This window comes from Aeromonas sp. QDB11, assembly GCF_027705265.1.
Lineage (GTDB): Bacteria > Pseudomonadota > Gammaproteobacteria > Enterobacterales > Aeromonadaceae > Aeromonas > Aeromonas allosaccharophila.
In genome coordinates this window covers 1-12,178 of record NZ_JAPDBM010000093.1, presented here as the reverse complement: position 1 = coordinate 12,178, position 12,178 = coordinate 1, and the positions used below count along the sequence as shown (strand labels likewise).

The following is a 12,178-nucleotide window of genomic DNA, read 5'->3' as shown; positions in this document are numbered from 1 at the left end:
TCTGGAAACGGTACTCAATGCGGGTCTCAAAAAACTGGGTGAAATTTAACAAAATGTTCACGCTCTCACCCTGACCGAAGATGTCCCCCACGTAGTGGGAGTAATAAGCCCAGTTGGTGCCGAACTGAAACTCCATGGTGATCCCCGTGGTGACCCCCATGACGAAGTTGATGCCAAACAGTTTGCCCCAGAAGCGGGTGATGTCCTGATAGATCACCTTGCCGGTCATCACATAGGCCGACTCGGCGATCACCAGGATCCAGGACAACCCCAGCGTGAGGGGCACAAACAGGAAGTGGAACAGGGCCGTGGCGCCAAATTGCAGGCGAGACAGGCTGACCACGTCATCCGGATTGATCATGCGTCACTCTCTTTTGTTGTATTTGCCTTGCACGTTTCGTGCGTGACAAGTACATCACGGAGCATGACACCTATAACAGATGCAGTTATATTGAATTACACCTATAACAGTTGATCCAGATCATGTCCCTTTACCAGCAGTTGGCCGACCGCCTGCAAAGCCAGATCGACGATGGCATCTGGCAACCGGGGGAGCGCATTCCCTCCATTCGCCAGAGCTGCAAAACCCACGGGCTCAGCCCCATGACCGTGCTGCAGGCCTATCAACTGCTCGAAAGTCAGGGGCGGATCCTCGCCCGCCCCCAGTCCGGCTACTACGTCAAGGCAGCCTCACCACAGCTCGTGCAGCACACACCGAGCCAGACCCACTACAGCGGCTCGGTCGATATCAACGATCTGGTGTTCGAGGTATTGCAGGCGAGCAAATCGCGGGATCTCGTGCCCCTTGGCATGTCGGTGGCCGACCCGACCCTGTTCCCCCATCCCCAGCTCGGGCGGGCGCTGGCCAGTTGCATGCGCAAACTCGATCCCTTCAGCACGGTGGCCGACCTGCCCCCCGGCAACGAAGCGCTGCGTCGCGCCATCGCCCAGCGCTACGCCAGCGACGGGGTGGCGGTCAATCCGCAGGAGATCATCATCACCACCGGCGCCATGGAGGCGCTCTCTCTCAGTCTGCAGGTGCTGACCGAGCCCGGTGACTGGGTGGTGGTGGAGTCCCCCACCTTCTATGGCGCCCTGCAGGCCATCGAGCGGCTGAAACTCAAGGCGGTGGAGATCCCGGTCATTCCGGGGGTGGGCATCGATCTCGACCTGCTGGCCGACGCCCTCACCCGCATTCCGGTCAAGGCGTGCTGGCTGATGGGCAATGTGCAGCATCCGCTGGGCCACACCATGCCGGATAGTCACAAAGCGCGGCTGATGGCACTGCTCAACAGCCACGGGGTGCCGCTGGTGGAGGATGACGTCTATGCAGAGGTCTACTTTGGCCGCGAGCGCCCCAAGCCCATAAAGCACTGGGATCAGCGCGGCGACAGCCTGCTCTGCTGCTCCTTTTCCAAGTGTCTGGCGCCGGGCTTTCGGGTCGGCTGGGTGGTGGCGGGGCCCCATGCCGAGCGGGTGCAGCGGCTGCAGCTGATGTCCACCCTCTCCACCAATGTGCCAAGCCAACTTGCGCTGGCCGAGATGCTGCGCCAGGGCGGGGTCGATGCCCACTTTCGCCGCCTGCGCCACACCCTGGCCCAGCGCCAGCAGCAGATGCGGGCGGCCCTGCTGCGGCTGTTGCCGGGCGAGGTGCGGATCTCCTCCCCCGATGGCGGCTACTTCCTCTGGCTGGAGCTGCCTGCCCATTTCGACAGCCGCACCCTGCACGCCCAGGCCCTTGGCAGCGGTTTTTCAGTGGCCCCCGGCGCACTCTTTTCCAGTCAGGGACAACACAACCACTGCCTGCGCCTCAACAGCTCCCATCCCTGGAGCGAACAGCTGGAGCAGGCCCTCACCCGGCTGGCTGCGCTGATCGCCGCGCAGCTCGGTGACAAGTAACGTGGCAAAGAGCCGCTGGTGAAACGAACAAAGGCCCGTTACGGGCCTTTGTTCAATGGGAAATAGGTTGTTGGCAGACTGGTGGTCAGGGAGATAGGTAACGCGGTTTATCTCGCCATGATCTGTGACTGCACCTTGAAGCCCAGCGCCTCGTAGAAGGCTTGGGCGCGCTCGTTGAAGGCCATCACCTCCAACCGGATTTGCTGGGCATTGCGGGCCTTGGCCCAACTGTCGCAGTGGGCGATCAGCGCCTTACCAATCCCGTGAGAGCGATGCTGCTCATCCACCACCACCGAGCCGATACGGCAAATCGGCGCATTGGTGAGAAACGGCACGCTCTCATTGATGTCGATCCGTGCAGTCAAAAAGCCCACCACCCTGCCATCCTGCTCGGTAACGCAGAACAGACGCCCTTCCGCGCCGATAGCGCTCAGCAAAAATTCCCGCTCCCCTGGCGAAGGAGGGCAGAACACTTCGGGATAGTGCTGATGGTGGATCTCGCCTATCTGCCGATTCAGCTCGACAATGGCGTCGATATCCAGTTCGGTTGCCTTGCGTATCTCCAACGGATGCTCCTTGCAAAAATGGTGATGGCCCTGCGCCATCTTAGGGGCTGTGCCCCGCAATCCAAATAGGCTCATCCGCATCTTTTTACGGGCAGCAGAAACAACAACGCCCCTTGAGCGGGGCGTTATCGGCAATCCATGGCGGTGAGGGGTATCAGGCGGGGGCGTTAAGTTGGGCCACCTGCCGCTCGATGCTCCCTTTGAGGTTGTCATCGAGCTTGAGGGCGCGCGCCAGTTCGTCGAGATAGCCTCGCTCCATAAAGTGATCCACTTCGATGGCGAGCAGGGAGGCGAGATAGACCTCGGTGGCCAGCTCCATGTCGGTCACTTCCCTCGCCAGCGCGTGGGGGTCGAGGGGACGGGCCAGCTCGGCGTCAATCCAGCGGGCCACATCGCTCTGACCCTGTTCGGTCAGGTACTCCTGAATTTTCTGGCGCTCGGCGCCGTCGATATGGCCATCGGCCCGGGCCGCTGCCACCATGGCGCGCACCAAAAGCGCCGCGCGGGCATCCAGCGCATTGCCTTCAAGAGAGCTGATGGGATGAGTGGGCTGGGCGGGTGCCGCCTGCTGGGCCTGCCAATCCTGATAGAGCTTGAAGGCCAGCCCGCCAAGGGCTGCAGCGCCACCCACGGCAGCCGCTGTGCCGCCATATTTGCGCACTTTTTTATTGCCCAGCAGCAGACCCAGCGCGCCACCGGCCAGCGCCCCCTGCATCTGTCCCTTGCGCTTGTCGCCCCCGTCGTTGAGCCAGCCTTTGCCAGCCCCCAGCAACTGTTCCAGCATCTGTTTCATCGTGACACCTCGCTATTGTTCGGCCCATGCTGGCGCCAGACTGATGAACCAACAGTGAATGGGCCCCCATTATTGCACCGGCCCCTGTGCATCCTGCCGCCATTCGCGGTATACCTGAAACAGGTCAACAAGGAGCATCAGGATGCGCACCATCACCCCATTAGTCGCCTTGCTGCTGTGTGGCACCGCCAGTGCGGCCAGCGAGCTGGATCGCTCAGCCCAGCAGGCCAAACTGGATGCCGCCTGCCAGCAAGCGCAGCAGCAACGGGTCGAGCAGGGCAAGCAACAGCGGATCGATTCCTGTATCAAGGAGGGGGGCAAGGTCGACAAGTGCCAGCAGGAGTTCGCCAGCTTTGGCCAGCGCGAGGGCAACAAGCGGCCCGATCTCAATAACCTGCCCCCCTGCCAACAGGCAGATGTCTATCGCAAAAGCTACCGTCAATGACGGTTAACCAAGGAGAGAGCATGACCCCACCCCGCGAACTGACCCTGCAATTTCTGGCCGAACCCTCCGACGTCAATTTCGGCGGCAAGGTTCATGGCGGCATGGTGATGAAGTGGATCGATCAGGCTGGCTATGCCTGCGCCGCGGGCTGGTGCGGCGGCTATGCGGTGACCGTCTATGTGGGGGGGATCCGCTTTTTGCGCCCCATCCAGATTGGCCAGCTGGTGGAGGTGCACGCTCAGGTGATCCACACCGGCACCACCAGCATGCATCTGGCGGTGGATGTCTACAGCCGCCACCCCACCGAGACCGAACACCACAAAACCACCCACTGCATCATCATCTTCGTGGCGATGGATGAGCACGGCAAACCGACCCCGGTGCCCCAGTGGCAGCCGCTGAGCGAAAGCGATCTGCAGTTGCAGCAGTACGCCAAAAAGCTGATTGCCCTGCGCGAGGAGATCGACAAGGAGATGCGCCAGCACCTCTGATCTTGGTGCCTCACAGCCCGATACCGCGGGCGCTTTCGGCCTACGGCGGCGCCCCTGTATAATCCCCCCCTCTCCCCGCAACCGGAACCCTGCCCATGTCACTGGAAACTGCCCCGCCCGAGGTGAAACTCGCGGTGGATCTGATTGAACTGCTGGAGACCAACCAGCTGGCCCCCGAGCTGGTACTGGCGGCGCTGGCCATTGTGAAAAGTGACTACGAGCGCAAGTTGGCGGAGGGGAAGGATCTCTGATCCGATCCTGCCCTTTGTCTCGCTTCTCGTCGCCTTCTCTTCCCGCCCAAGCCTTTCACCGCGTCGTCACTCACTGCGGCCCCATCACCTCGTCGCAGAGGGCGATCAGGGCCGCGCTCAAGCGGCTGAGCGGCTCGCTTCCGCTAACTCCGGCATGGAGCGCCAGTTCCACCGGCGCCACCTTGGGCCACAGGGTCAGAGCCAGCTGATCGGCGGGCATCAACCGTTTGGGTAGCAAGCTCACGCCGATGCCCGCACTCACCGCCCCCTGCAAACTGGCGAGACTGGCGCTGACATAGGCAATACGCCAGCGCCGGCCAAGGCCATCGAGCGCCTCGGTCATCTGCCGCCGATAGAGCCCCTCGCTCGGGAACACCACCAGCGGCAGCGGATCCCGTTCCCGGGCGGGCCAGTCGCGACTGTCGACCCACACCAGCGGTTCGCGCCAGCTGGCAAGGGGCGAACCCTGCCCACGCGTCTGCTTGACCAGCGCCAGATCCAGCTCCCCCGCCGCGAAGCGCTGCCAGATCTCGTGGCTCAGGCCGCTTTGCACCTCCAACCGCACCTCGGGATAATCGCGGGCAAAGGCGGCAAGCACCGGGGTGATGGCTCCTGCGGCGAAATCCTCCGGCACCCCGAGGCTGAGTGCCACGCTCCCTTCCGTCACTTGTTCTTCGGCCTGTGCCAGCAGCGCCAGAATACGGCGGGCCAGCCCCAGCAATTTTTCCCCCTCCGCCGTCGCCACCACCTGACGGCCCGCGCGATCCAGCAGCGGGCAGCCAAGCTGCTGCTCAAGGCGGCGGATCTGCTGGCTGATGGTGGATTGGGTCAGATGGACCCGCTCACCGGCGCGGGTAAAGCTGCCGGTGTCGATAATGGCGACAAAACTGCGCAGTAACAGGGGATCCAGCATGGGGCACTCCATTTACAAAACCACTGAAACCTATTCTATCATTTAATTTCCAAATGACCTTAGACCCCGCTAGGCTGGCGTTTCTTCCGTCAAATCAGGGTTTGTCACCATGTCACAGCCTCTTGTAGCGTCTACCCCTCTTTGCTCGCTCACCCCATCGACCTCACTCCAGACTCACCAACAGTGGCTGGAGCAGGCGGTGCAACTGGCCAGAGAAAATCATCAGCAGGGCGGTCGCCCCTTCGCGGCGCTGCTGGTGCGAGATGGCCAACTGGTGGCGAGCGCGGTCAACGGCATCCATCTGGATGGGGATCCAACCCGTCACGCTGAGCTGGAAGCACTGCGCAAGGCAAGCCAAAGCGGGCCGCTCGCGGGGGCCATCGTCTATGCCAGTGGCCACCCCTGCCCCATGTGCCTCGGTGCGCTGGTGATGAACGGCATCGCCGCCGTCTATTACGCCTTTGATAACGCCGATGCGGCCCCGTTCGGCTTTGATAGCAGCGCCGCCTATCAACAGCTGGGGCTGCCCCTTGCGCCGCAACCTCTGCCGCTGGCCAAACTGGCCGTGACCATGACGGCTGCAGATCTCTACGGCCCCCAGCCGCAGCAAGCCGTGCCTGCTGATGAGTAAGGGAACCACCGCCCACCCGGCAGCAGCGCACCGCCAACGGTTCGCCCTGCTGGTGCTGGTGATCCTGATTGGCCTGAACCTGCGCCCCTTTCTCACCGCCATAGGCCCGCTGGCCCAAGCCATTGATCAGCGTCTGTCGCTGGGGATGGACACCCTAGCCTGGCTCACCCTGCTGCCGCTGTGGCTGATCGGGATTGGCGTGCTGCTCACCCCGAGCCTGCGTCGGCGCGCCAGTGCGTGCCAACTGCTGGGAGCGGCCCTGCTGCTGCTCGGCATTGGCAGCGCCATCCGCTTCGATGCCCAGAGCGGCACCTTGCTGATCGCCAGCGCAGCGCTCTGTGGATTGGGGTCGGCGCTGGTGCAAGGAGTGTTGCCGGCACTGATCAAGCAGGCCTTCGCCCACAAGGTGCCGCTGGTGATGGGGATCTTCTCTGCCTGCATGATGGGGGGCGGAGCGCTAGGGGCCAGTCTCACCCCGCGGCTGGCGGCCAGCCTCGACTGGTCGCGGGCACTGGCGCTCTGGAGCCTGCCGGTGTTGCTGGCCCTCGTCTGGCTAGGGTGGAAAGTGCGTCTGCCACGGGCCGCCGCGGTCGCCATTCCCGATGGCGAGCAGCGGCTGATAGCCCTGCCCCGCAGCTGGTTGCTCATCGTCTGCTTTGGCATCATCAACAGCGGCTACGGCATCGTAGTGGCCTGGTTGGCCCCCGCCTATATGGCGCAAGGGTGGAGCCCAGCGCAGGCAGGCGAGCTGGTCGCCTGGCTGGCACTGGCCCAGACCGCCAGCGGCCTTGGCCTGCCGCTGCTGGCGGCCCGCAAGATGGACCGACGACCCTGGATGGGCCTTGCCATCGCCACGCAACTGGCGGGATTTGGCGGTCTTTGGCTGGCGCCCGCCAGTGCCCCGATTCTCTGGTGCATGCTGTGCGGCGCCGGTCTGGGCGGCAGCTTTTCGCTGATCATGGTGATTGCGCTCGATCACCTGCCCGACCCGCGCCGCGCCGGTACCCTGAGCGCCCTGATGCAGGGCTTCGGCTTTATGCTGGCCGCCACCGGCCCCTGGGTGGCGGCGCGGCTCTATCACTATGTGGGCGACTTCGCGGCCGCCTGGCAGTGGCAACTGGGGGGCTTGCTGCTGATGAGCCTGCTGGTAGTGCGCCTCGACCCGCGCCACTATCCTCGCGTAATGAAGTTACCTACTAGCAGCGAGTCAACCCCTTCTGCTCCCCTCCCGGCCAGCTCTGCGGCCCAAAGCAACACACCGGCCTGAGGCCGGTGTGTTGGAGATGACTGGTGAGGCTGACCCCGTTCAGGGGGGCAACTCAGCGCCCCTTCTTCTGCCGTCCGGTGTTAGCGGTGCGCGGCTTGCCAGCGGCCGGTTTGCCGCCCTTGTTGGGCACGCCTTTACCGGCGCCGCCCTTATTGGCAGCCCCTTTACCCGCGCCGACCTTGCCCACCGGCAGCTTCTTCTCGAAGGCTTCCGGACCCGGCACATTGGGGCGACCGCCAATCTCGTGGTCGTCATCGCGGCGCGGCTTCTTGCCTTGGGCCGATTTGGCGGTTGACGCCGTAGGGGCCTTGGCCGCCTTCGGTTTTTCACCCTTCGCCGGTTTCACCTCGGAGGAGGAGTCCTCAATCAGCTTGAACAGCTCGATCAGCTCGTCGTCGGTCAGATCGCGCCACTCGCCTACCGGCAGCCCTTTGAGGCTGACGTTCATGATGCGGATGCGCTCCAGCTTGGTCACTTCAAAACCGAAGTGCTCGCACATGCGGCGGATCTGGCGGTTCAGCCCCTGCACCAGGGTGATGCGAAAGACGAACGGCGCCTCTTTCTTCACCTTGCACTTCTTGGTGACGGCACCGAGGATCGGCACCCCGGCCGCCATGCCGCGCACAAACTCGTCGGTCACCGGCTTGTCGACGGTCACCAGATACTCTTTCTCGTGATCGTTGCCCGCCCGCAGGATCTTGTTGACCAGATCGCCGTGGTTGGTGAGGAAAATAAGGCCCTGCGAATCCTTGTCCAGTCGCCCGATGGGGAAGACCCGGGTGCTGTGGTTGACGAAATCAACGATGTTGTCCTTCTCGCCCGCCTCTGTGGTACTGACGATGCCCACCGGCTTGTTGAGGGCGATAAAGACCAGACTGTCCGCCTCGCGCGGCTCAATCACCTGACCGTTCACCTTGACCAGATCGCCAACCTGTACCTGATCGCCAATCCCGGCGCGCTTGCCGTTGATAAAGACGTGGCCCTGCTCGATAAAGCGGTCGGCCTCGCGGCGCGAGCAGATGCCGCTCTCGCTGATGTATTTGTTCAGGCGCATGGATTCGTTAGCCAGCATGGGTCACCTGTTCATTTGCGATAAAAGAGAGGGTAAAACGGGTCGGCCACATCTGCCGATGGAGGGTCGGTGGGATCTGCATAAAGCTCCGTATCAAAAACACAGCACAATCTGGTTGGAATATCAGGGCGCTACATTAGCACATCGCCGGGCGCCGTTCGCCGGATACTTCTTTGCCCACCACCATCGACGGAGTCAGCGGTCTTGTCACCCCCCACGTCACAAACCGCCATCGTTCCCACCATGCCAAGCTTGCCAGCGCAACAGCTCAGAGCCTGAAATTATTCATCTTCTATGCAATACGTACTTTCTGACACTGAACACACAAGACAATTTCTTGCTATTTATCTAAAAAATAAGCATAAAAAGATAATCACTATCACGAATTATCTTGCCTTCACATCACACTTTTACGTGGTTTTCGGCAAGTAACAGAACAATCTTTTCTGAACGCATCAAATAACGAATTTTGCCTGCATTTATCCCCTTTTTCTGTCTCTATATCCGGAGCTCGGGGCATGCACTTCTCTCTGGCAAGAGGCCATGTTTACCCTTCACTACAGGAGTTACAGATGAGTCATTCCCTCTCCCAGGCGGATTTTCTGGCCCAGGTCGCCAGCCGCAACCCCCATCAACCGGAGTTCATTCAGGCCGTGAGCGAGGTGATCGCCTCCATCTGGCCCTATGTGGTGCGCCACCCCCGCTACCTGCAGCACGGTCTGCTGGAGCGGCTGGTGGAGCCGGAGCGGCTGATCCAGTTTCGGGTGAGCTGGGTGGATGATCGAGGCCAGGTGCAGGTGAACCGGGGCTACCGGGTGCAGCACAGCTCCGCCATCGGCCCCTTCAAGGGGGGGATGCGCTTTCACCCCTCGGTGGATACCTCGGTGCTCAAGTTCCTCGCCTTCGAGCAGACCTTCAAGAATGCCCTCACCACCTTGCCCATGGGCGGCGGCAAGGGGGGCAGCGATTTTGATCCCAAGGGCAAGAGCGAGGGAGAGGTGATGCGCTTTTGCCAGGCGCTGATGCTGGAGCTGCATCGTCACCTCGGCGCCGACACCGACGTGCCAGCCGGCGACATCGGGGTGGGCGGGCGCGAGGTGAGCTACATGGCGGGCATGATGAAGAAGCTCACCAACAGCGCCGAGTGCGTCTTTACCGGCAAGGGGCTCTCCTTTGGCGGCAGCCTGATCCGCCCGGAAGCCACCGGTTACGGCCTGCTCTATTTCGTCGAGGCCATGCTGGCCAACCGGGGGCAATCCCTGGACGGCAAGACGGTCTCTGTGTCGGGCTCGGGCAACGTGGCCCAGTACGCCATCGAGAAGGCGATGGCCCTCGGCGCCCGGGTCATCACCGCCTCCGACTCCGGCGGCACCGTCTACGATCCGGCGGGCTTTACCCCCGAGAAACTGGCGCGGCTGATGGCACTCAAGAACGAGCAGCGCAAACGCATCGCCGATTACGCCTACGAGGAGGGGTTGGAGTTTTTCAGCGGCCGCACTCCCTGGCACCTGCCGACCGACATCGCCCTGCCCTGCGCCACCCAGAACGAGCTGGATGAGTCGGACGCCGTCACCTTGATTGCCAATGGCGTGCAACTGGTGGCCGAGGGGGCCAACATGCCGAGCAGCGCCGCCGCCATCCGCCGCCTGCACGAGGCCAAGGTGCTGTTTGCCCCGGGCAAGGCCGCCAACGCCGGCGGGGTCGCCACCTCGGGCCTCGAGATGAGCCAGAACGCCCAACGCCTCTGCTGGAGCCGGGAGGAGGTAGATGCCCGCCTCAAGGGGATCATGACCAGCATCCACGCCACCTGTGTGCACTATGGCCAGGATGAGACGGGTCACGTGAACTACGAAAGCGGCGCCAACATTGCCGGCTTCGTCAAGGTGGCCGACGCCATGCTGGCCCAGGGAGTCTGCTGACGCGCCAGCGACCGCACAGACGGATCCCCGTACCACAGAGGGCAGCCCAGGGGCTGCCCTCTGTTTCATTAGATGAACTGCTCACTGTCTGTACTTATCACCTTGTTTCCCTTAGGCTTTAAGCCAGCTTTCGACCCTTAGTACGGTCACCGTGGACGCAGGGTCGCCCCTCTTTTATCAGTGCCAAGGACTCTCCCATGCTGGCTCGCACCCGCCGCCTCGTTCGCCGCCTTCTTCTCAGCCTGCTGGGCTTGCTGCTGCTCGGCTGGGCCCTGGTAGCCTACTTCGCCTGGCAGGCAGCGCCGCTGCAGCTGTGGCACACTGTGGTGCCCCCCGAACTCAGTGCCGATGAGCTCGACAGCAGCGACTGGCAAGCCTATCTGGCCCGCGAAGCAGAGCTGTTCGAGCTGGTGGCCACCGAGGTAGTCGCCAAGACACCGCCCGAGCAGCAACTGGCCAGCAATCGCTACTATCAGGACGCCCCCATCAATCCCGCCCGCTTTCAGCAGAACTGGAACCGCTCCTACCTGCTGCGCCCCGAGGGGGAAGTCAAAGGGGTGGCGGTGCTGCTGCACGGCCTGACCGACTCCCCCTACAGCCTGCGCCATCTGGCCAGACGCTATCAGCAGCAGGGCTTTATCGCGCTGGGGCTGAGGATCCCCGGCCACGGCACTGTGCCCGCTGGCCTCGTGGATGTGGATTGGGAGACCTGGCTGGCCGCCACCCGACTGGCGGTGCGGGAGGCCAGATTGCTGGCGCCGGGCAAGCGGCCGCTGCATCTGGTTGGCTTTTCCAACGGCGGCGCGCTGGCGGTGAAATATGCGCTCGATGCGCTGGCCGACCCGAGCGGCACGCTGGCAAAACCGGATCGGCTGGTACTGATCTCCCCGATGATCGGGGTGACCCGCTTTGCCCGCTTCGCCGGGCTCAAGGCCGTGCCTGCCCTGCTGCCCGCCTTTGCCAACGCCGCCTGGCTCGACACCATGCCGGAGTTCAACCCGTTCAAATACAACTCGTTCCCGGTCAACGGCGCGCGCCAGTCCTATCGCCTGACTCACGCCATCCAGCAGCAGGTGCGCCAGCTGGCCGCCAGTGGCGAGCTGGCGGCGTTTCCCCCCTCCCTCACCTTCCAGTCGGTGATGGACTACACCGTCAGCACCCGCTCCATCATTGCCGATCTCTACCACTACCTGCCGGCCAACGGCAGCGAACTGGTGCTGTTTGATATCAACCGCAGCCCCCTGTTTGGCCCGCTGATGAGCTCGGCCTCCGAGCTGGCGCTGCAACGCTTGCTGCCAAACGCCCCCGGGCACTATCGCCTCACCGTGGTGGGCAATATGGAACCCTCCTCCCCCGTGACGCAGGCCAGAACACTGGCCAGCGCCGATCAGCCTGAACAGGTTCGCCCGCTGGGTGTCGATTATCCCAAGGAGATCTACTCCCTCTCCCACGTGGCGCTCCCCTTCCCGATGGACGACCCCCTCTATGGCATGGCAGCGCGCCCGGAGCAGCGGGAGCAATACGGCATCAATCTCGGCGGTCTGGCCCTGCGTGGCGAGCGCGGCGTGCTGATCGTCAACTCCGGCGCCCTCACCCGCACCTCCTCCAACCCCTTCTACCACTATCTGCAGCAGCGGGTAATGGAGACCCTCACCGCCCCTCCTTTTGCCCGGTCTGCTGCCGCAATTCCTGCCAGCAGCGGTCAACCTGATGCGGCCTATCAGGCCGAGCTGGAGCAGTTTTTACAGGAGAGCGACGAGAGCAACGCACCTTTCTAGGGCGTTTCTGCCACATCGGCAAAACATCGCTGGCGCTTGGCGCGATAGCGATACGAGAAAGGGGCCGTCAATTGACGGTAATGCCAGTCAGTTAAGCCTGACTGGCATTGTTTTTATTGGCTTTTTTCACACTATACCTCTGGGGCCTTGGCT

13 protein-coding genes are annotated in these 12,178 nt (G+C 62.8%); 8 read left to right on the top strand and 5 right to left on the bottom strand.

All coding sequences use genetic code 11. The features are described 5' to 3' along the window. On the bottom strand, positions 1 to 361 hold a 361-nt coding region (locus tag OKC40_RS20765), incomplete at its 3' end, for a cytochrome ubiquinol oxidase subunit I (protein WP_270796824.1). A 122-nt stretch (positions 362 to 483) separates the two neighbouring features. Here OKC40_RS20765 and OKC40_RS20760 point away from each other — a divergent pair. After that, positions 484 to 1,899 carry an aminotransferase-like domain-containing protein gene (locus OKC40_RS20760; protein ID WP_270796822.1) on the top strand — a complete coding sequence of 472 codons (1,416 nt, stop codon included), beginning with the start codon at positions 484 to 486 and terminating at the stop codon, positions 1,897 to 1,899. 107 nt (positions 1,900 to 2,006) lie between these two features. On the opposite strand, the gene OKC40_RS20755 is transcribed toward OKC40_RS20760, so the two are convergent. Together OKC40_RS20755 and OKC40_RS20750 are read right to left on the bottom strand one after the other, a co-directional pair. Continuing rightward, positions 2,007 to 2,465: a GNAT family N-acetyltransferase gene (locus tag OKC40_RS20755; protein ID WP_270796821.1), complete on the bottom strand. Its 459-nt coding sequence runs from the start codon at positions 2,463 to 2,465 to the stop codon at positions 2,007 to 2,009. A 154-nt stretch (positions 2,466 to 2,619) separates the two neighbouring features. Then, a complete protein-coding gene (locus OKC40_RS20750) occupies positions 2,620 to 3,258 on the bottom strand; it encodes a tellurite resistance TerB family protein (RefSeq protein ID WP_213393094.1) in 639 nt (212 codons plus the stop codon). A gap of 151 nt (positions 3,259 to 3,409) precedes the next feature. On the opposite strand from OKC40_RS20750, the gene OKC40_RS20745 reads away from it, so the two are divergent. From OKC40_RS20745 to rsmS, 3 genes are all read left to right on the top strand, one after another. After that, on the top strand, positions 3,410 to 3,703 hold the full coding sequence (locus tag OKC40_RS20745; protein ID WP_411580150.1) for a hypothetical protein: 294 nt from the start codon (positions 3,410 to 3,412) through the stop codon (positions 3,701 to 3,703). Positions 3,704 to 3,723: 20 nt separating this feature from the next. After that, entirely contained in the window at positions 3,724 to 4,194 is a 471-nt protein-coding gene (locus OKC40_RS20740; protein ID WP_270796819.1) for an acyl-CoA thioesterase, read from the top strand. A 95-nt stretch (positions 4,195 to 4,289) separates the two neighbouring features. Further along, positions 4,290 to 4,445 carry a pleiotropic regulatory protein RsmS gene (gene rsmS / locus OKC40_RS20735; RefSeq protein WP_082628436.1) on the top strand — a complete coding sequence of 52 codons (156 nt, stop codon included), beginning with the start codon at positions 4,290 to 4,292 and terminating at the stop codon, positions 4,443 to 4,445. Between the two features lie 70 nt (positions 4,446 to 4,515). Here the strand turns inward: rsmS and OKC40_RS20730 are convergent, their stop codons facing one another. Further along, a complete protein-coding gene (locus OKC40_RS20730) occupies positions 4,516 to 5,358 on the bottom strand; it encodes a LysR family transcriptional regulator (protein ID WP_270796818.1) in 843 nt (280 codons plus the stop codon). Between the two features lie 109 nt (positions 5,359 to 5,467). On the opposite strand from OKC40_RS20730, the gene OKC40_RS20725 reads away from it, so the two are divergent. Both OKC40_RS20725 and OKC40_RS20720 read left to right on the top strand, forming a co-directional pair. Further along, the gene (locus OKC40_RS20725) at positions 5,468 to 5,989 is read left to right on the top strand and encodes a nucleoside deaminase (protein WP_270796817.1); all 522 of its coding nucleotides are present in this window, start codon (positions 5,468 to 5,470) and stop codon (positions 5,987 to 5,989) included. Next, a complete protein-coding gene (locus OKC40_RS20720; RefSeq protein ID WP_270796816.1) occupies positions 5,982 to 7,256 on the top strand; it encodes an MFS transporter in 1,275 nt (424 codons plus the stop codon). Before OKC40_RS20725 ends, OKC40_RS20720 begins: the two co-directional genes overlap by 8 nt. Before the next feature lie 52 nt (positions 7,257 to 7,308). Here OKC40_RS20720 and rluF read toward each other — a convergent pair whose 3' ends face one another. Next, complete coding sequence (rluF, locus tag OKC40_RS20715) at positions 7,309 to 8,328, bottom strand: 23S rRNA pseudouridine(2604) synthase RluF (protein ID WP_270796815.1); 1,020 nt, start codon at positions 8,326 to 8,328, stop codon at positions 7,309 to 7,311. Between the two features lie 572 nt (positions 8,329 to 8,900). On the opposite strand from rluF, the gene gdhA reads away from it, so the two are divergent. Together gdhA and OKC40_RS20705 are read left to right on the top strand one after the other, a co-directional pair. Further along, entirely contained in the window at positions 8,901 to 10,247 is a 1,347-nt protein-coding gene (gene gdhA / locus OKC40_RS20710; RefSeq protein ID WP_270796813.1) for an NADP-specific glutamate dehydrogenase, read from the top strand. A gap of 197 nt (positions 10,248 to 10,444) precedes the next feature. Beyond that, positions 10,445 to 12,025: an alpha/beta hydrolase gene (locus OKC40_RS20705; protein WP_270796811.1), complete on the top strand. Its 1,581-nt coding sequence runs from the start codon at positions 10,445 to 10,447 to the stop codon at positions 12,023 to 12,025. The last annotated feature ends 153 nt before the right edge of the window (positions 12,026 to 12,178 follow it).

What these genes read in the sequence shown, in the direction of transcription:
- OKC40_RS20760 (WP_270796822.1), top strand. Translation starts at nt 484, where the DNA reads ATGTCCCTTTACCAGCAGTTGGCCGACCGCCTGCAAAGCCAGATCGAC.
- OKC40_RS20750 (WP_213393094.1), bottom strand. Translation starts at nt 3,258, where the DNA reads ATGAAACAGATGCTGGAACAGTTGCTGGGGGCTGGCAAAGGCTGGCTC.
- OKC40_RS20740 (WP_270796819.1), top strand. Translation starts at nt 3,724, where the DNA reads ATGACCCCACCCCGCGAACTGACCCTGCAATTTCTGGCCGAACCCTCC.
- rsmS (WP_082628436.1), top strand. Translation starts at nt 4,290, where the DNA reads ATGTCACTGGAAACTGCCCCGCCCGAGGTGAAACTCGCGGTGGATCTG.
- OKC40_RS20730 (WP_270796818.1), bottom strand. Translation starts at nt 5,358, where the DNA reads ATGCTGGATCCCCTGTTACTGCGCAGTTTTGTCGCCATTATCGACACC.
- OKC40_RS20725 (WP_270796817.1), top strand. Translation starts at nt 5,468, where the DNA reads ATGTCACAGCCTCTTGTAGCGTCTACCCCTCTTTGCTCGCTCACCCCA.
- OKC40_RS20720 (WP_270796816.1), top strand. Translation starts at nt 5,982, where the DNA reads ATGAGTAAGGGAACCACCGCCCACCCGGCAGCAGCGCACCGCCAACGG.
- rluF (WP_270796815.1), bottom strand. Translation starts at nt 8,328, where the DNA reads ATGCTGGCTAACGAATCCATGCGCCTGAACAAATACATCAGCGAGAGC.
- gdhA (WP_270796813.1), top strand. Translation starts at nt 8,901, where the DNA reads ATGAGTCATTCCCTCTCCCAGGCGGATTTTCTGGCCCAGGTCGCCAGC.
- OKC40_RS20705 (WP_270796811.1), top strand. Translation starts at nt 10,445, where the DNA reads ATGCTGGCTCGCACCCGCCGCCTCGTTCGCCGCCTTCTTCTCAGCCTG.